16 protein-coding genes, 2 pseudogenes and 1 riboswitch are annotated in these 18,769 nt (G+C 35.0%); of the genes and pseudogenes, 3 read left to right on the top strand and 15 right to left on the bottom strand.

The window, feature by feature from the left end; genetic code table 11:
* Positions 1-211: 211 nt before the first annotated feature.
* Positions 212-402: riboswitch (Lysine riboswitch) on the bottom strand.
* An 80-nt stretch (positions 403-482) separates the two neighbouring features.
* The 4 genes from CDO51_RS06135 to CDO51_RS06120 all read right to left on the bottom strand — a co-directional run bounded on the left by CDO51_RS06135 (position 483) and on the right by CDO51_RS06120 (position 4,574).
* On the bottom strand, positions 483-1,910 hold the full coding sequence (locus tag CDO51_RS06135) for an MATE family efflux transporter (protein WP_089023423.1): 1,428 nt from the start codon (positions 1,908-1,910) through the stop codon (positions 483-485).
* 101 nt (positions 1,911-2,011) lie between these two features.
* Positions 2,012-2,320, bottom strand: a complete 309-nt coding sequence (locus CDO51_RS06130; protein ID WP_205842129.1) for a hypothetical protein — start codon at positions 2,318-2,320, stop codon at positions 2,012-2,014.
* Between the two features lie 501 nt (positions 2,321-2,821).
* Positions 2,822-3,319: a molybdopterin-guanine dinucleotide biosynthesis protein B gene (gene mobB, locus CDO51_RS06125; protein ID WP_089023421.1), complete on the bottom strand. Its 498-nt coding sequence runs from the start codon at positions 3,317-3,319 to the stop codon at positions 2,822-2,824.
* Position 3,320: 1 nt separating this feature from the next.
* Positions 3,321-4,574 (bottom strand): molybdopterin molybdotransferase MoeA, encoded by a 1,254-nt coding sequence (locus CDO51_RS06120; RefSeq protein ID WP_158212341.1) that lies wholly within the window; start codon positions 4,572-4,574, stop codon positions 3,321-3,323.
* 327 nt (positions 4,575-4,901) lie between these two features.
* On the opposite strand from CDO51_RS06120, the pseudogene CDO51_RS14615 reads away from it, so the two are divergent.
* Positions 4,902-5,155: pseudogene (locus tag CDO51_RS14615) on the top strand (IS110 family transposase); the annotation flags it as partial.
* Between the two features lie 45 nt (positions 5,156-5,200).
* Here the strand turns inward: CDO51_RS14615 and CDO51_RS06110 are convergent.
* From CDO51_RS06110 to CDO51_RS06070, 9 genes and pseudogenes are all read right to left on the bottom strand, one after another.
* Entirely contained in the window at positions 5,201-5,425 is a 225-nt protein-coding gene (locus CDO51_RS06110) for a hypothetical protein (protein ID WP_089023418.1), read from the bottom strand.
* A 337-nt stretch (positions 5,426-5,762) separates the two neighbouring features.
* Entirely contained in the window at positions 5,763-7,271 is a 1,509-nt protein-coding gene (locus tag CDO51_RS06105; protein ID WP_089023417.1) for a 4Fe-4S dicluster domain-containing protein, read from the bottom strand.
* Positions 7,272-7,434: 163 nt separating this feature from the next.
* A complete protein-coding gene (gene tatC, locus CDO51_RS06100) occupies positions 7,435-8,148 on the bottom strand; it encodes a twin-arginine translocase subunit TatC (RefSeq protein WP_089023416.1) in 714 nt (237 codons plus the stop codon).
* 39 nt (positions 8,149-8,187) lie between these two features.
* The gene (gene tatA, locus CDO51_RS06095; RefSeq protein ID WP_089023415.1) at positions 8,188-8,412 is read right to left on the bottom strand and encodes a twin-arginine translocase TatA/TatE family subunit; all 225 of its coding nucleotides are present in this window, start codon (positions 8,410-8,412) and stop codon (positions 8,188-8,190) included.
* A 163-nt stretch (positions 8,413-8,575) separates the two neighbouring features.
* Positions 8,576-9,475, bottom strand: a complete 900-nt coding sequence (gene murB / locus CDO51_RS06090) for a UDP-N-acetylmuramate dehydrogenase (RefSeq protein ID WP_089023414.1) — start codon at positions 9,473-9,475, stop codon at positions 8,576-8,578.
* A gap of 156 nt (positions 9,476-9,631) precedes the next feature.
* Positions 9,632-10,689, bottom strand: a pseudogene (locus CDO51_RS15330) (transposase); the annotation flags it as partial.
* Positions 10,690-10,859: 170 nt separating this feature from the next.
* Entirely contained in the window at positions 10,860-12,023 is a 1,164-nt protein-coding gene (gene iadA / locus CDO51_RS06080) for a beta-aspartyl-peptidase (protein WP_089023413.1), read from the bottom strand.
* 97 nt (positions 12,024-12,120) lie between these two features.
* Complete coding sequence (locus CDO51_RS06075; RefSeq protein WP_240503502.1) at positions 12,121-12,603, bottom strand: YjiG family protein; 483 nt, start codon at positions 12,601-12,603, stop codon at positions 12,121-12,123.
* Positions 12,587-13,270, bottom strand: coding sequence for a nucleoside recognition domain-containing protein (locus tag CDO51_RS06070; RefSeq protein ID WP_240503501.1), 684 nt, complete (start codon positions 13,268-13,270; stop codon positions 12,587-12,589). The genes CDO51_RS06075 and CDO51_RS06070 overlap by 17 nt, the downstream gene beginning before the upstream one ends.
* A 318-nt stretch (positions 13,271-13,588) precedes the next feature.
* On the opposite strand from CDO51_RS06070, the gene nifJ reads away from it, so the two are divergent.
* Positions 13,589-17,122, top strand: coding sequence for a pyruvate:ferredoxin (flavodoxin) oxidoreductase (nifJ, locus tag CDO51_RS06065; RefSeq protein ID WP_240503500.1), 3,534 nt, complete (start codon positions 13,589-13,591; stop codon positions 17,120-17,122).
* An 85-nt stretch (positions 17,123-17,207) separates the two neighbouring features.
* Here nifJ and CDO51_RS06060 read toward each other — a convergent pair whose 3' ends face one another.
* Complete coding sequence (locus CDO51_RS06060) at positions 17,208-17,369, bottom strand: CDIF630_02480 family spore surface protein (RefSeq protein WP_089023409.1); 162 nt, start codon at positions 17,367-17,369, stop codon at positions 17,208-17,210.
* Between the two features lie 112 nt (positions 17,370-17,481).
* Positions 17,482-18,345: an NAD(P)/FAD-dependent oxidoreductase gene (locus CDO51_RS06055; protein ID WP_089023408.1), complete on the bottom strand. Its 864-nt coding sequence runs from the start codon at positions 18,343-18,345 to the stop codon at positions 17,482-17,484.
* A gap of 186 nt (positions 18,346-18,531) precedes the next feature.
* Between CDO51_RS06055 and CDO51_RS06050 the strand changes: the two genes are divergently transcribed.
* The gene (locus CDO51_RS06050) at positions 18,532-18,753 is read left to right on the top strand and encodes a copper ion binding protein (protein WP_089023407.1); all 222 of its coding nucleotides are present in this window, start codon (positions 18,532-18,534) and stop codon (positions 18,751-18,753) included.
* Positions 18,754-18,769: the final 16 nt, after the last annotated feature.

The raw sequence follows: 18,769 nt of genomic DNA, 5'->3' as shown, positions 1-18,769 counted from the left end.
AGACCGAGATTTTGCATCAGGCTTCCTTCAGACTCCACCTCACGATGGACGCCCTTGCCATTTGCTAACAGTTCCTACCACCAAGCCTGTAGCGGACTTTCACCGCCTAGCTACCGCCCATGCAGGGCAAACTAAAAAAAGTCATCGGGAAATATTTCCGATGACTTGATATGCAAAAACACGATTAGTCATCTCATCCCTCAATTTCCCTAAAATGGAGAGCACACCTCAGATAGATGGGAAATCTACCTGAAGACAGTCCTGTACATATTAAGTACAGTCCCAACTTTGAACTCTGGGTAGAAGATCAAAGCTTCGGCGAACTTCCCTTTCCCTAAGAATCTTAGTTTTACCCAAACTCTTCTTAGGTACTTTTGACAGTTCGCAACCTCTACCCCATCTCATATTTGAGAGACGAGGTAACTATTATGAAATTGTTATTTAAGATTTTAACAAGTTAACGCTAATAAGTCAACACTTTTCTATACATCAATTTCTTTCCATCTTCCAGACTTAAAACGAAAGAAAATAATTAGGCCGCGTACATATAAATCACTAGCCATAGCAAGCCATGCACCAAAAAGACCCCATTCCAAAATAAACGCGAAGAATAATGCCAAAACTAATCGCACTCCTAACATACCAATAGCTGCAGAAACAGCTGGAAAGGTTGTATCACCCGCACCTCTAAGTCCACCTGACATAATAATTGCAGTAGCGAAAGGTGGTTGAGCTATAGCAACTATTCGAAGACACATAGCTCCTAACTCTCTTACTTCAGGTTCATTTGTTAGAAAGTTCATGATCACTTCTGGGAAGAACAAGAATATTATCCCCATAAAACTCATAACAGCCATACCTAGTCTCCAAGTTTCATAACCACAACGTTCTGCAAGTTTTGAATCTTTGGCTCCTAACCCCTGTCCGACAAGGGTAGTAGCTGCCATTGAAAAACCAAATCCTGGCATAAAGGAAAGTGATTCAGCATTTATAGCTAAGTGATGAGCAGCCATAGATGTAGTACCTAAAGAAGCTACTATTCTTGTGAATAAAACTTGTCCTGAACTCATTGCCATCCTTTCAATAGCTGTTGGAATTCCCACTTTTACAATTCTTTTAATCATAGGAAAATCTGGTTTAAATGAATCAGTTAATTTGATTTTAATTACAGATTTGCCTTTTAAAAGTGTTTTAACAACTAATATCCCAGCTATAGCCCGTGAGAGGCTTGTTCCAAGAGCTGCCCCTTGTACACCCATTCCTACTCCTGGCATTTTAAATTCTAATCCTAATAACATCATTTCTCTAGTTTCAAATATAAAAAAGAAGTTTAAAATGATATTAGCTATATTTGCTATAGCATTAACACGCATAGGTGTTTTAGTATCACCTGAGCCTCTTAATACACCACTTAAAATAAAAGTAGTTGAAATAAATAATATTCCCGCACTTATAATACGAAGATAACTTGTCCCTAAAGGTATCACTTCTGTTTCAGCACCCATTAGATTAATAATTATGGGTGCTAGTGGAAAAAGTATCAGTGTTATTAAAACTGCAACTGAAACACTCATGATTACTGATTGCCTACCTGCCAAATTTGCTTCTTCATACTGTTTAGCACCAATATGTCTTGCTACTACTGCAGTAGCTCCAACCCCTAAAGCAGCAAAAAGCCCCATGAAAAACATCATGGGTGACATGGATAAACCTACTGCAGCAATTGATTCTTCATTAAGCCGTCCAACCATTGAACTATCAACTATTTGTTTAAATGTCATTAAAAACATTTCAACTATAGCTGGCCAAGCAAGAAGAACAACTTTTTTTCTTATATCTTTATTGCTAAGATTATCACCTTCTAAAAAAACAGATTTTGTATTTTTATCTGCTGTTGTTTTAGTACTCATACTCAGGTCCCCTTTAATGTTTCGGATATCTAAATAAATTTTAAGGTTCTATCATTATAATGTCAATATCTAATCGAGTAGGAGGTAGATAATTAATTTATCTACCTACCTCTCACGCCACCAACCGTACCGTTCGGTACTTGGCGGTTCAATGGATTTGAGTGCAGTACCTCGCACTTATTTTCTTTTAAGTATGGCATTAGCTCATCGACTGTCATCCCGTCAACACCTGCTGCACCTCTATTTTGCTTTACTCTTTTATAAGCTGCATTTAAATTTCCTGTGTGTAGTAATTTATCAAGTAAACTTTCTGCACCGTCTTTCTTGCTAGGTTCCAGTGAGTTAGTACGCCGCGCTCCCTTGGTACTCTCTGGTTCCACCATACCCTCGCAAGGGTAGCCTGTTTTCACAGTTTTCTGCTCTCTTTGCACTATCTCACCTTCTCTCTAGTTTAAAAGACTACCATTGTTCGGTCCTTCCCGTATCCGGTACTATGACCTCGGCTGACTTCTTACGGTTCAGTCAGTCGTACATCACTGTAGATTTGTCGCTGTGGGCTGTTGGTTAAACCCTCTTGTCGGCAACCCCCGTAAGACCTCCCCTGTTAAGAACGGTAACTTTCCTCTCATATATCTGCCACATTTACACCGTAGGGTTCGGGTGGTATTGGACTTTGTGTTGTAGTGCACACTTATCCGCTCTACATATGCCTTGTATGTGGTTTCTGTTAGTCAGACCGAGAGTTTGCATTAGGCTTCCTTCAGACTCCACCTCGCGGTGGATGACCTTGCCATCTGCTAACAGTTCCTACCACCATGCCTGTAGCGGACTTTCACCGCCGAGTTACCCCCCATGCAGGGCAAACATAAAAAAACCACTTTGGAAGTAAAATCTTCCCAAAGTGATGATTATTAAGTATTAGACAGAAATTCTTTTTCAATTAGTTTAGCTAAGCCTCTAGCATCATCCCAGTGATATACAGGAGTTTTTTCAAATTCAAAATTTTTGTCATTACTAGCTATGGCTACTAACTCACTCGGATTACATACAGGTTTTGTACTTCTATCTGTTTTTACAACCTCTATTTTAGGTTTATCTTCTCGCTTATATCCTTCTGTTAATATAATATCAGCATCTTCAATTTTTTCAAGGATCTCATCTAATGTTTTTTCTTGTTCTAACTGTTGTATCATAGCCATTTTAGTTGGCGAAGATATGACAACTGTTGAAGCACCAGCTTCTCCGTGTTTCCATGTATCTTTACCAGGCTTATCTATATCAAAACCGTGCACATCATGCTTTACAGTAGAAACTTTATACCCTCTACTTTTTAGCTCTCTTATTAATTTACATACCAAAGTGGTTTTTCCACTTTTTGATTTACCAACCACTGAAATTACTGGTCGCATATTAAAACTCCTCCTTCAATTCATTAAATGAAAGAAAATCTACTAGATCATTCTCCTTAACCGGTGAGCTATAAGGTGGAATAACTATAATACCGTTTGCGCCTATAATAGTTGAAGAAATCCCAGTCTTGTCTTTCTCTACTGGTTTACAATATAATTTACCATCTTCAATCCATCTTCTAGCTCTTATCAATCGCCAATGAGAACAAGAATTCTTTTTTAAACTTTGTTTTAAAAAAGCTGAAACAGACTCTGACATTAATTCGTTACCAATGTTAGAATACCCATTACTTTTTAACAAAGGTTTCTCAACCATAGTTTTAAAAGACGTTGTCATTGCTGCAGGATTTCCTGAAAGTGAAAAAATAGGAACGTTATTAAATATAGAAAAATGCATAAATTTTCCAGGTTTCATATTAACTCTCCAGAAAATTTGGGTAGCACCTATTTCCTTTAGCGCTCTCGGAACTAAGTCATAATCACCTACAGAAACACCTCCTGTTGTTATTAAAAAATCTACTTTTGTTAATGCTTTATGAAATTTTTGTTTTAAATCATCTAATGAATCATGAACATTACCATAAAACAAAGTTTTATAACCAATACTTTGTAAGTAAGATAAAAGATAATATTTATTACTATTTCTAATCTTACCCTTTTCCAATGTTTTTTCTACTTCTACTAATTCATTTCCTGTAGTTATTATTCCAATTGTAGGGGCTTTCTTAATTTTAATTTCCCTAAAACCTAAAGAAGACAATACCCCAATATGAAAAGGCGATATCTTAGTACCTGCTTCTAGAACTTTTTCACCCTTTTTAATTTCCTCACCTTTAGATGAAACATTCTCTTTATAAAAAAGTGGTATTTTTAACACAATTTTATCATTATAACCCTCTACTTTTTCAAAAGGAATCACACAATCAAACCCCTCTGGTAATGGAGCACCTGTCATTATACGAACAGCTTTTCCTTCTAATTTACCATACTTGTTTTTAATTATTGTTTCTCCAGCAGGGATTTGTGTCGCTACTTCGAATGTTATTGGCTTTTCAGCTGAAGCATTTTTTGTTTTTTTAGATGCAAATGCAAACCCATCAAAAGTCGATTTATCAAATGGTGGTATGTTTTCAGTAGCAAAAACATCTTCACCTAGAATTTTTCCAATTGAATCTGTTAATGAACAAGGTTTTAATTCAACAGTTCTACTTGTATTTTCTAATATTTTTTTATAAGCTTTTTCTGGATCTATCATAATTCCCTCCTTGTACAATATAGTTAGATTTCCGACGGCACTATTGTTAGTCAAGAATTCACTGATCTTTGACAACCACATGGAGATATTAGCTTTGAATAGCTCATATCTCCAATGAGGCAGGGGCTTCGAGTTTCCTCCATGGGAAGTCAATCTGTCCTGGTATAGAGATAGGAGCCCCCGCCCTCATAAGATTTCTCGAATGAGCACGTTGTGGATGCAGCTTGCTGTATGCCTCGAGTAACAAGCAAGGTCGAGACTTGTGAGGTGCTGAGTACTGGCCCTGTCAATATTTTGTAGAAGAGAGGTATCTTAGTCATGTTTTTCCAAACGAAAACAGATCTAAAAGATGCTTTTATCTTAGCTGATATGGCACGCTTTGGACGACTACCACAGTCAGAGCTAGCGTCTGAAACTGTTATGAAGCTTCAAACTCTTTCCAGACACCGTTTAATCTTGTTAGAAGTGTTGGCGATTTGAAAAACAAAGTGCTAGCTATCTTAGACAGAATTTTTCCAGAGTATCCTGAGTGCTTTTTTGGTGTATTTATCAACAGTTCAAAAAACTTTTACAAGAATTTTCTTGAAGATGGTACTTAATTTGATCTAATACTTCATCGGTTAATTTTACTTTACTACGGTTGCTAGTATCATATTTTGGTTTTCCACTATATTTTGTACTAATTCCTCACTTCGGTTTTTCCCATTTAATAGTTCAGCTCTATTTGCATAGTATTCTTCTTTAATGTATTTCCTGACTGTTTTTCTATCAATCTCAGTCTCTCGATGAATTGCCCTTTGTGATTTGCCATCATGGTAATGTTTTAAAATTATTGTTTGTTTATCTTTCAATGTTATCATCCTCCCTCGAACCCCCTTTAGATTAAATAACATACAAGGGGATTCTATTCTAAAGTGGGGGATTTTTCAACTGAAATGGTGGGGTACTTTTAAGTTAACATGTACATCTGTTCGTCAGACCGAGATTTTGTATTAGGCTTCCTGCAGACTCCACCTCACGATGGACGCCCTTGCCATCTGCTAACAGTTCCTACCACCAAGCCTGTAGCGGACTTTCACTGCCTAGCTACCGCCCATGCAGGGCAAACACGAATCAGGGTTGTCCCAAAAATTACACTTTTGAGACAACCCTGTACTACACTAAAACTCTAATACCAACATAAACATCCTACTCTTTATGTGATCTAGTTAACTTCAGATCCATTTCATTTTCTTGAACTGAAACTACACTATTGTAAGATGATTCTTCACCGAATTTTTTTAACATGTTTTTTAATTTATGAGGCCTTACTAAATTTCCAGGACCTCCTATACATCCTTCTTGACACCCCATACCTTCGATAAAATTAAAATCTGTACCACCCTTCTTTATAGAATCTAATACTTTTTTACACTCTTCTAAACCATTACATCTAGTTATTCTCACTTCTCGACTAGGGTCTAACTCTGTTACAGTACTTTTTACAGCTTCTCCAACACCACCGCTCTTAGCAAAGTTTCTTCCAAGACGACTTACAACAGTATCATCTTTTTCTATATCATAGTCAGACGGATTTATACCAGCCCCTTCAAAAACAGCACAAATCTCTTCAAATGTTAATACATAATCTATAGCATCTTGTAACTCTCTTTCAACGGCTTCATCTTTCTTAGCTATACACGGACCAATAAAAACAATTTTATCTTCTGGATATTCTTTTCTAAATTTACGCCCTAAAGCAACCATAGGAGAAACAGTAGTAGATAAATGACTAGCTAACTCTGGGTAGAACTTTTTAACTAAATTAACAAATACAGGACAGCAAGAACTCATCATAAATTTTAGTTCATCTATATATGAATTGAATTCTTTAGCCTCATGATAAGCTACAATATCTGCCCCCTTAGCAGCCTCATGTACTGAGTCCATTCCTAAATCTTTGAGAGCTTCAAATATTTGAGAAACTTCTACTTTAGGGCCAAATTGTCCAACTATAGATGGTGCAATAATAGCATGAATTTTATCTCCTCCAGCAGTATCTTCTAAAAATGATATAATATTTGACTTAGAAGCTATGGCACCAAAAGGACACCCATCAATACAAGCCCCGCAGCTAAGACATTGATCCTGTTCTATATGAATCTTTCTATCACTATTTACTTTAACAGCATCAACAACACAAACTGTACTACATGGACGTCTTACATCAGAAATAGCATTGTAAGGACAAGCCTTTTTACACTTCCCACATTCAATACATTTATCTTGATTGATAAAAGCTTGCCGGTTAATTAAACTGATTGCATCTACTGGACAACTTTCTAAACAATAGTGAGCTACACAACCTCGACAAGCTTCAGTTACTGTAAACCGATTAATAGGGCATTCATCACAAGCTTTATCCATAGCTTGTACAACAGGCTTATCTACCCTATGATCAGCTTTTTCATAATCATCCTTTAAAAAGGTATTATCTTTGTCATTGTTTGGACTAAGTCCCATATCAAGTCTAACTCTCTCTGTGATAATAGCTCGTTCTTTGTAAACACAGCATCGATAGCGTGCTTTATTTCCTGATATAATTTTTTGTGGTAAGCCGTTAATTTCATCTAATAACTTATTCTCAAGAACAAGTTTGGTTAGTTCACTCATAATTTCGTGATTGATTTTTTGAACTTCTGTTTCAAATTTTCTCATGACAGTCTCCCCCTATTTTTAATCAATAAGTAAACCTTTTATATAATAACACTTCGTTAACAACTTCACAAATGTTCGTGTTTTTGTAATTTTCCAACATGTTAATTGAAAGCCTAGAAACATAACAAATTCTAGGCTTAAGCACAAATTAAAGCTTATATTATCATTTACTCTTCCTTTTAAACACAATACTAGATACTAATATACTTAGCTCGAAAAGCAGAACTAAAGGAACTATCATTAAAGCTTGTGAAATTACATCAGGTGGTGTTAAAAAAGCCGCTACAAGAACTATAACAAATAGGACAATTTTTCTATTAATCTTCAAAAAATTAGGATTTATAACATCTAATTGTGATAATATTAATGAAACCATAGGGAGCTGAAATACTAAACCAAAGGGTATAAGTAACCCTAGTACAAAAGAAACATAACTTCTTAAAGTTATAATTGGTTTGACTGTCCCTTCCCTAGCAAAACCTATAAAAAACGAATAGATAATTGGTAGCATAATAAAATAACCAAAACTTACTCCCACTATAAATAAAATCAATGCAAATGGCAGTGATATAAACAAATATCGTTTTTCTTTTTTGTTAAGTGCAGGTAAAATGAAAGCAATAATATTATATAAAATCACTGGTGAACCTATAACAATACCTGCTACAATTGCAATTTTCAACTGTGTTAAAAAAGCTTCAGCTGGTTCAGTATAATGTAACTTCTCAGCAGGCTCCATTAGAAAATCTAAAATTTGTTCTGAAACAGTAAACCCTAATGCCATAGTTACTAATAAAGTTAAAATTGTCCAAATTATCCTTTGTCTTAATTCACCTATATGCTGAAAAAAGGTCATATTGCCAGCTTCTTTCGTCATTATCTTCACCCACTTTATTTTCACTCCAACCACTGCTAATTAGCTTTTAGTACTATCAGTCTCTTCTTTTCCATCTGTTGCGTTTCTAACCTCATTATCAACTTCTTCAACACTCTCTTGTATTTCTTTAGTAGCTACCCTAAATTCTTTTAGTCCCTTACCCAATGCTTTCCCAAGTTCAGGAAGTTTCCTAGGGCCAAAAATAACTAAAGCTATAATCAAAACAATTATTAGTTCACCCATGCCAAACTTACCACCGAACATGATCAACCCTCCTAATTAATATTTGAGAAGCGCTATTACAGGTGAATCCTAGTACAAATTACTATATAAAAACTACTTATAAATGTAAAGTGCTAATTTAATCACCCAAATTCTTGATTTGTTACTTATATGACCTTATCATTAGTAGATAAAATACTGTTTTTTATCCTAAGTATCTTAGTTCTCTTTCTAAAGAGACTCCAAACTTTGCTTTAACTGTTTGTTGGATATATTGAATCATTTTTTTTACATCATTACTAGAAGCATTACCTATATTAACTATAAAACCACAATGTTTAGTCGATACTTGCGCTCCTCCAATTTTATGACCCTTTAATCCACTATCTTGAATAAGTTTTCCAGCATAATAACCTTCAGGACGTTTAAATACCGAACCTGCAGAAGCCATCTCAACTGGTTGCTTATCCTCTCTTCGCTGTGTAAAATCATCCATTAGTTTTTTTATCTCTGTATGTTTATCTTTATCTAGAGAAACGACCCCTTCGAGAATTACTGCTCCTTCTTTTTGAAAAGTACTGCTTCTATATCCAAATTCAATACTATCTTTTTGATAAGTTTTAATATTACCTTGAACTATACAAACAACTTCTTCTATAGCATCGCCTAACTGTCCACCATATGCCCCTGCGTTCATGTAAACTCCTCCACCAAGGGTTCCAGGAATACCCACTGCGAACTCTAGACCAGTCAAATTATTTTCTAAAGCTAAAAGACTAAGTTCTTTCAATGAAACTCCACTCTGTGCTGTAATATTAGTACCATTTACTTTTACATCTGTATAGTTTTCACCTAAATAAATTACCATTCCACGTAAACCTTGATCATCTATAAGCACATTAGAACCATTTCCTAGTACGTAATAATTAATATCTTCTTTTTTAGCTACTTCTAGTGCCCATTCAATTTCTTCGATTTTTGAAGGGCTTAAGAAAATATCTGCAGGACCTCCAATTTTAAATGTAGTGTATGAAGCTAAACTATGATTAATTTTAATATTATCCTCTGCTATTCCTTTTTTCAATTGATTAATTATATCACTCACAAAATCACCTCTTAATATAGTACTTTATTTATTATTATAACAAATTATTTTAATTATTTACTATAGAAAAAGCTAATTTCACTGATTTTAATATAGTCTATGCTAAACACTATTTTCTAAACTTTTTAATTTAAATAAAAAAAGAACTGCCCTTCTTTTTTTCGAGGACCAGTTCGCTAACTTTTTCAGGTTCATGGCAGCAAAAACAAGCATCGCCTGCGCTGCCACTTTCCCCTTCCCACAAAGTGTAGTCCATCGCAGATCATGCTTTTCTTTTAAATCACCAAATACTCTTTCAATGGATTCTTACGTTTTTCATAAATTTGTTTGTGTAATCTGTAGCCTTAGGTGTTCTGCTTCATCTAAAGCATCTTGCCAAATATGTCTTGCTATTAAGTTCTTTTTGGTTAGACTTTGGGTACACTTATCTATATCAGGGCAATTTTAACATACTTTTGGATCAGAGGCATACTCCCTGTAACCTTCTCTATTGGTAATGTAATATATGTTCCTGTGGACAAATATAGCAATCATAGTACTCGTCATACACGTACTCATGTTTTCTAAAGTATCCTTTCGGAGTTTGAGGGTGTTTGTAAGGCATTACTGAACTCACTTCATGTTCTAAAAGAAAGTTCGTAATCGCGTGACTGTAATGTACATTTGCAGCTTCTACAATACTAACTAGTACAAAGCCATTTCTATCACATGGCAGCATGCCAGTTGTATGCAAATAATCGATGTTTACTTCTCCTGATATGCTCTGGTTTCGGTGCGAACTTTCTGTTCAATATATTTCTTTTTATTTACACTTGCTTAACACGCGTTGAGTCAATTAATACTTCTGAATCAAAACTTCGATCTCTTGCTTCTTTTAATATGCGGTAAATATTTGCTAAAAAACATTCGTATCTCTAAACCTACGTTCATAGTTATTACAAAAGTTGAAAAGTGAGGTTTCGTGTCATATAACCTAATACCTAAAACCAACGGTACGCTACATTGGTTTCGATTTCTTTTATGGTCTGTCTCATTGATTTTATGCCAAACAAATATTGAATCCAATACCATTTTAATCAATATACTGGATCTATGCTTGGACGACCTTTATCTTTTGAATAATATTCTTGTACTAAATCATAGATGAAATCAAAGTCTATGGTTTCATCTATTTTTCTGACCAAGTGATCTTTGGACACTAAATCGTCAAGCATTACTATTCCTGCTGCTTCACGTTTTCTCTTTCCTGCTTGTTTAGCACCTTTATCACCTGGGAATATTTTTTCCGAAATTACTATTCTACAAAAAAAAGTACCCTGAAATTGATAGACTTTTCGTGTCTACTCTTTAGGGTACATTTTACTATCTATGGGGGCATGATTTTTTATTCAAAGGTTCCTTTCTTAATCACTTCTCCATTCTCCATCATAACATTTCCTCTAGAAATCACATATTTTAAATCATAATTATCATCTAAAAGAATTATATCTGCATCACACCCCTCACTTATTCTACCTTTCTTAGGAAGCTCTAATAAATCAGCGACATTTTTAGTGAAAATTGTGAAGGATTTTTCTAATGATAGATTTTCTTTTACTGTTAGATCTCTAAACTCTTTATATAAAGAAGAAACAGGTGCAACCAGTAACCCTCTTAAATTTCCATTTTCATCAAAGTCTGGCATACTGCCATTACCATCTGAACTAACGGTGATTTGTTCTAATAAAATTCCCTCATCTAGTAATTTAGTAATTGCTTCACTTGGTTTTATCGCATCTGAAAAGCCTACATCTGGACTTATCCCTGAAGTAATATCTAAGTTACCACCTTGCTTTCCAAACTCTAAAGCTTCATCAAAGACTCTTTTACTTCTATTAATATGGGTTGGTGTAAAGTGTTTTAACGGGACATCACTATTTTCAACTACTTCTAAAATAGGATTAAACTGTTTTTTCCCATCACCCATATGGATATGAATTGCCCCTGGTTTATTTCCTAACATAGCGCCCACTCGAGTTTCAGTTGCTAATTTAATCAGCTCTTGTACTGTAGGTGAAGACGATCTATGATCAGATATTGCAATTTCTCCAACACCCAAAATTTCCTCATATTGAGCTATATCTGTAGTAACTTTTCCGGTTAATGTTGGTGTTGGTATTTGATATGATCCAACAAACATCCAAGCTGATAAACCCTCAGTCCTCAATCCTTTTACTTTCATAAGTAATGACTCTAGCTGTCTTGTATAACCATCAGTGCCTAAAAGTCCAATGGCAGTTGTAATACCACCTTCAACAAATTGTGATAGGTTGACCTCTGGAGTTCTTGTTTCTGGTCCACCTTCACCTCCACCGCCTATTAGATGAACGTGTTGGTCAATTAAACCTGGACCAGCAGATAAAGAACTACCATCAATAACTTCTACATCCCATTTACCTGGTAAATTGATTTCATCTGAAATTTTTAAGACTTTTTCTTCACCTATTAATATGTCTCGCTTACCAACATATTCAGGAGAGAATAAACTTACGTTTTTAATTAATAACATCCAATACCCCCTCACAAATTTTTTAACACTGACTTTATACTAGTTAAAGTCCCTTTCTTAAGTAAGAAGCTTACCTAAGAAAGGGACTTATAAATGTTTATGAAAAAATTGGTAACATTACCCATGCCATGATTAACATAGCTATTACAGCATTTATAATAGATACTACAAAAAGCATTGGCCAATGGCTCGTATTTACTTCACCAGTCCCTAACATTCTACCCATATACTGAATTAATGACCCCATCAAGAAGATTCCAGGAAAAAGAATTAAAAGGTGTTCAGCATTTAGATAGCCATCTGCAAACATTCCACCTGCAACTCCTACTCCACCTCCCATAGACATGAAAGCACCAAGTAGGACTGCTAATGCTTCTCCTGGTAAACCAAACAGTGCCATAACTGGTCCAAAAGCAGAAGATAATAAATCTAATAAACCTATTGTTTCAAGAATTTGAATTATAAAGAAAGCCATAATAACATTAGGGAGCATGGAATTTATAGATACATTCCAACCTTTTCGTGCTCCATCAACGAATACTTGTGTTATAAGCCTATCTGCTTTATTGGGAGATGCCACTTTCATCACTCCTCTCTACTTGTGGCTTTCCATCGACTTTATTTAAATAAAGTCTCATAATATTAGCGCCAAAAAATTTCATAATTATCATAAGTGCTAAAGGCACAATCATAGGTGCTGGCAGTTCCGCTAGACCATATAAAACAGCACCAGTTGCTAGAGCATTAGTTATTGTAGCTCCAGCTGAAAAGCTCCAAGCTGCCATCAAAGTTTTTTCTCGGTCAGTAATTTGACCTTTGTCTCTTAAATCTTTCATCATTCCACCAACAGCATCAGTACTTTGTAATCCTGCTATCATAGCCAATCCAGTTTGACCAGGAATTCCTACTAAAGGTCTTAGTAAAGGACTTAAGATTTTTCTAGCAGCTTGTAAACCATTAAAATGTTCTGCTATTTCAACAATTGCTAGAGCAAAAACAACAGTTGGTACTAACCAAAGTGAAAAAAGAAAACCATCTCTAACTGCCGAACCACCTTCACCTCTAAAAGTTGTAGTTCCTTCACCATCTGGACCTAAAACTTCCCCAAAGTTACCTAACATAGCTTGAAAGTCTAAAATATCTAACTGTTCAGGTAAAGCATCTGTTTGACCTATAACACCTGAGAAAAACACAATAACTAAAATCAGAGCAATATACCCAACGGCACCTACTTTTTCTTCTGACAAGACAAGTCCCCCTTTCAGTTAATAACATCTAATTTGAGTGATAATTGTAGCTTGTGAGTTAAAAATTTACCCTCCTCCCTTTTATTATTTAAACATTTTGTAAATTTGCACACTTAACATATTCTATTTTTTTTGGTAAAATCCTTCCCGAATTTATAAATTTTCTAAAAAATGTGTTATAATTAATCTTTTTTTGTCAATCTATTGGATCTATTTTGTCAAATTACTGAAAACAAAGTTTTATTCAAGTGCATGATTCTAATTCAGCATCAAATAATAAAACTGATAAGAATTATAAACAAAAAAGGAGGTTTATTGTTGTCACATAAAATCCAAACTTTAGATGGAAACGATGCTGCAGCTTATATATCTTATCCTTTTACTGAAGTAGCTGCCATTTATCCTATTACTCCTTCTTCACCTATGGCTGAGTTAATGGATAAATGGTCAGCTCATGGTAGAAAGAATATGTTCGATCAACCTGTACGAGTTATTGAATTACAATCAGAAGCTGGTGCAGCTGGAACTTTACATGGAACTTTAGCTACAGGTGCACTAACGACTACATATACTGCATCTCAAGGTTTATTATTGATGATCCCTAATATGTATAAATTAGTAGGCGAATTATTGCCTGGAGTTTTCCATGTCAGTGCGAGGGCACTTGCTACCCATGCACTATCAATATTTGGTGATCATCAGGATGTGATGTCTTGTCGCCAGACTGGGTTTGCTATGCTTGCTTCTTCTAATGTACAAGAAGTGATGGACCTTGGTTGTATATCTCATTTATCTTCAATTAGGTCAAGAATGCCTTTTCTACATTTTTTTGATGGCTTTAGAACATCTCATGAATATCAAAAAATATCTGTAATTGAATTTGATGATATTAAAGACTTGGTAGACTACAATGCAATTCGCGAGTTTAGAAATCGTGCTCTAAAGCCTGAAAGTCCTGTTGTAAGAGGAACAGCTCAAAACCCAGACATTTATTTTCAAGGTAGAGAAGTGGCCAATCCTTACTATGAAGCAGTGCCTGATATCGTTAAAGACTATATGACCGAAATTGAAAAAATTACTGGTAGGCGCTACAATTTATTTGATTATTATGGTCCTTCTGATGCCAAAGAAGTAATTGTAGCAATGGGATCTGTATGTGACACTATTGACGAAACTGTAGACTATCTTAATAAAAAAGGAAGAAAAGTTGGTTCAATTAGAGTTCGACTTTATCGACCATTCTCACAAAAACATTTCCTTAATGCACTACCTAGTACAGTTGAAAAAATAGCAGTGCTTGATCGAACTAAAGAACCAGGATCCTTAGGAGAGCCTTTATATCAAGATATAGTTAATGCTTTTCATAGAGCTGATCAGAAACCGGATATAGTTGGCGGACGCTATGGTTTAGGATCAAAAGATACTAGACCTTCACAGATCTTATCTGTGTTCAATAACCTGACTAAGGAAAAGCCAAAAAATCACTTTACTATTGGAATAGTCGATGATGTCTCAAACACTTCACTTCCAGAAGAGGACCCAATTGAAACAACTGCTGAAGGTACAATTAGTTGTAAATTTTGGGGACTTGGATCTGACGGTACTGTTGGAGCAAACAAAAGTGCTATTAAAATTATAGGTGATCACACCGATCTATACGCACAAGCCTATTTTTCATATGATAGTAAAAAATCTGGAGGTACTACTGTTTCACACTTACGTTTTGGAGAGAAGCCTATAAAATCACCATATCTAGTATATGAAGCAGACTATATCGCTTGTCATAATCCTGCTTTTGTAAATAACTATGATTTAACAAAAAGCCTTAAAGATGGTGGGGTTTTTGTACTTAACTGCCCATGGAAAGAAGATGAACTTGATGAAAAACTACCTGTTTCTTTAAAAAATCACATTGCTAACAACAATATAGATTTCTATATTATTGACGCAATGTCAATAGCTGGAGAAATTGGGCTGGGCAATAGAATAAATATGATTATGCAGACTGTCTTTTTCAAATTATCACAGGTCATTCCCCTTGATGATGCAATTAAATTTTTAAAAGATTCAGTAGAGCAAAATTATGGTGATAAAGGCCAAGAGGTTGTAGATAAGAATAACAAAGCTATAGACAAAGGTATAGAGCAGCTTATACAAGTAAATGTACCAGATTCATGGAAACAAGCTACAGAAAATGAAGAACCTATAGATGAAGAACCCGAATTTGTAACAAATATCCAAAGACCTATGGCTAGACACGAAGGTGATGAACTTCCTACAAGTGCATTTACAGGTATGGAGGATGGAACTTTTCCAGTAGGTACGACCTCATATGAAAAAAGAGGTATTGCAGTGACTATACCACAATGGCAGATTGATAAATGTATTCAATGTAATCAGTGTTCACTAGTCTGTCCTCACTCTGTAATTCGACCTTGTTTATTGACAGATGAAGAAAAAGAAAAGGCACCAAAAACTTTTAAGACTAAGGAGGCTATAGGTAAACCTCTTAAAGGCCTACATTATCGTATTCAAATAAGTCCTTTAGACTGTACTGGTTGCGGTAACTGTGCTGATATTTGTCCTGCTAAAGGGAAAGCTCTAATTATGGAGCCAGCTGAACAAGAAATTGAACAACAAGAAGAAAATTGGGGGTATTGTAAAACAATCACTGAAAAAACCGATAAAATGTCAGTTAATACTTTAAAAGGTAGTCAATTTGCACAACCTTTATTTGAATTTCATGGAGCTTGTCCTGGTTGTGGTGAAACACCATATTATCGATTATTAACCCAACTTTTTGGTGACAGAATGACAATTGCAAATGCTACTGGTTGTTCTTCAATCTACTGTGCAAGTGCACCATCTATTCCGTTCACTACTAATAGTGAAGGTAGAGGTCCTGCATGGGCGAACTCCCTATTTGAAGATAATGCTGAATATGGGTACGGAATGTGGTTAGGTGCAGAACATGTCAGAAATAAGTTAGCCGATTTAATGGAAAAAGCTCTTGAATCTACTAGTATTGATGATAAGTTGAAAGAAGCCTTTAAACATTGGTTAGAAGCAAAAGATGATGGCGAAAAATCTAAAGAAGCATCAAAAGAAATCATATCTTATCTAGACAATTATGATTATCTAGATAATGAGATTTTAACTGAAATTATGGAAAAGAGAGATTATCTAGTAAAGCGCTCCCAATGGCTGATAGGCGGTGATGGCTGGGCATATGACATCGGATTTGGAGGCCTTGATCATGTTCTTGCATCAGGTGAAGATGTTAATGCTTTAGTTATGGACACAGAAGTTTATTCTAATACAGGTGGTCAATCATCTAAAGCTTCTCCTACTGCGTCAGTTGCTAAATTTGCAGCATCAGGCAAAAAAGTACGTAAAAAGGACTTAGGGTTAATGGCTATGAGTTATGGTTATATTTATGTAGCCCAAATAGCACTAGGAGCTAACATGAACCAGACTATAAAAGCTATAACAGAAGCTGAGCAGTATCCAGGACCTTCGTTAATTATAGCCTATTCACCTTGTATTAGTCACGGGATTAGAACTGGAATGGGTACTAGTATAATGCAAGAAAAAAGAGCAGTTAAGTCTGGTTATTGGCACCTTTACAGATATAACCCTCTTTTAAAAGAAGAAGGAAAAAATCCATTTCAACTTGATTCAAAAGAACCTAGTGAATCTTTTGAAGACTTCTTAATGAGTGAGGTACGATATTCCTCCTTGAAGAAAGCTTTTCCTGACGTAGCAGATGAACTATTTAAACAGGCAGAAGAAGATTCAAAAGATAAATTTGAAACATATAGAAAATTATCAGAACACCCTGACAAAGAATAAAATCTAGTAAGTAAAAATGCTCCCTTCAGGTAACAGAGTTATTTCTCTAGATACCTCAAGGGAGCATAAATGTTTTTAATAAAAGTTACTTTTGGTTACCATCAACCCACTCTTTAGCATTTTCTACTTCAATATCTTCAGGTAACGTGACTTGAGATATTTCTTTTAAACCTCTAATGTTAGCCCAAGCAGCTGTGTCATGTTTTTCTACTGGTCTATATCTTTTATATAATTTTCCTTCACGCATGAGTAAAACAACCCTCCTCTCCTTCTTTCTAATCTTTAGTATTTAGCAATTGCAAAAAACTATGATTATAAAAAAGAGGGATTTGTTTAAAGTCTTACCATAATTCAACTTTTTACGACGAGATATAGTCAATGGCATTAAGTGCTGCTATTTGTCCTTCCCCTACAGCTTTACCTAACTGATATGGCCAACCTGTTATATCACCCGCAGCATAAAGTCCTTTTATGTTTGTGCTCATATCTCTGTTTACCTTTATTGCTGATCCTTCAGTTTCTAAACCTTGAACTAAATGGCTAGCAGGAACTGTGTCTCTAACTATAAAAATACCATCACATTCTAACCTATTGTTAATAAGTTGAAGGTGAGTTACTTTATTATTTCCAAGAATAGCCTTAGGCTTTTCTTTAATAACTTCAACATTGTCCGCTAAACTTACCTCTCCTTCATGTTCTTTTAGATAATACACCTTTTTACAAATATCTGAAAGCAGCTCAGCTTCTTGTATTCCTTCTTTTTCTTCAGCGATTATAGCAACTGTCTTGTTTGAAAACAATGGCGCATCACAGGTACCACAATAACTAACTCCTTTTCCTACTAGATCCTCTTCTCCAGGTAAAACATGTCCTTGAGCTACTCCAGTCGCTAAGATTACAGTTTTAGAAGTATACGTTTGATCTTTTATGACAATTTCAAAACCATTTTCTTTTTGAAATATATTATCAACTTTATTTCTTAAAATTTTAATACCAGCATCTGTCACTTGTCTTTCAGCTCTTTTTTGAAATTCTTTACCATCAATATCTACGACACCTAAATAATTATGTAAATGTGGCGCCTTTTGAAGTTTTGGACTACACACTTCGTTTCCAAAGATTATACTTTCTTTTTTACGAGCTTTTGCATTTAGTGCAGCAGAAAGACCAGCAGGACCACAACCGATAATAGCTATATCTAAAATAGAGTTTTCTTTACTCATTTTAGTCCTCCTATCACAAATTATTACCGCATTTTTAGTATTGTTCAAAATTTAAGTTTCTATGATTATCATAGATAAAGTTTGATATGGTAACCTTATAATTGACAAAATTTAAAACCAATGTTAATCTAAATACACCCCGGTTACTATTGGGGGGTATTGGTATATTTAAAGGAGGTGTTTGAGATGTCTTGTTGTGGAAACGATAAAATTGTTTTTAATGTTAAGGGAATGAGCTGTTCTCATTGCAAAATGGCTATTGAAAATACTCTGAAAAGCAAAGAAGGAATTAAAAACATTGAAGTTGATCTCGATACTGGTAAAGTAGCAATTTCTTTTGATAAATCTAAAATTACAAAAGAACATTTAAAAGCAGTTATAACAGATACAGGTTATGAAGTAGCCTAAATAAAAAAGCCCGATA

This window comes from Natranaerobius trueperi (assembly GCF_002216005.1).
GTDB lineage: Bacteria > Bacillota > Natranaerobiia > Natranaerobiales > Natranaerobiaceae > Natranaerobius_A > Natranaerobius_A trueperi.
The sequence above is the reverse complement of the archived record's forward strand: the minus strand, read 5'-3'. Positions and strand labels throughout refer to the sequence as shown.

What these genes read in the sequence shown, in the direction of transcription:
- CDO51_RS06050 (WP_089023407.1), top strand. Translation starts at nt 18,532, where the DNA reads ATGTCTTGTTGTGGAAACGATAAAATTGTTTTTAATGTTAAGGGAATG.
- mobB (WP_089023421.1), bottom strand. Translation starts at nt 3,319, where the DNA reads ATGCGACCAGTAATTTCAGTGGTTGGTAAATCAAAAAGTGGAAAAACC.
- CDO51_RS06105 (WP_089023417.1), bottom strand. Translation starts at nt 7,271, where the DNA reads ATGAGAAAATTTGAAACAGAAGTTCAAAAAATCAATCACGAAATTATG.
- tatA (WP_089023415.1), bottom strand. Translation starts at nt 8,412, where the DNA reads ATGTTCGGTGGTAAGTTTGGCATGGGTGAACTAATAATTGTTTTGATT.
- CDO51_RS06060 (WP_089023409.1), bottom strand. Translation starts at nt 17,369, where the DNA reads ATGCGTGAAGGAAAATTATATAAAAGATATAGACCAGTAGAAAAACAT.
- iadA (WP_089023413.1), bottom strand. Translation starts at nt 12,023, where the DNA reads ATGTTATTAATTAAAAACGTAAGTTTATTCTCTCCTGAATATGTTGGT.
- tatC (WP_089023416.1), bottom strand. Translation starts at nt 8,148, where the DNA reads ATGACGAAAGAAGCTGGCAATATGACCTTTTTTCAGCATATAGGTGAA.
- CDO51_RS06120 (WP_158212341.1), bottom strand. Translation starts at nt 4,574, where the DNA reads ATGATAGATCCAGAAAAAGCTTATAAAAAAATATTAGAAAATACAAGT.
- CDO51_RS06055 (WP_089023408.1), bottom strand. Translation starts at nt 18,345, where the DNA reads ATGAGTAAAGAAAACTCTATTTTAGATATAGCTATTATCGGTTGTGGT.
- CDO51_RS06135 (WP_089023423.1), bottom strand. Translation starts at nt 1,910, where the DNA reads ATGAGTACTAAAACAACAGCAGATAAAAATACAAAATCTGTTTTTTTA.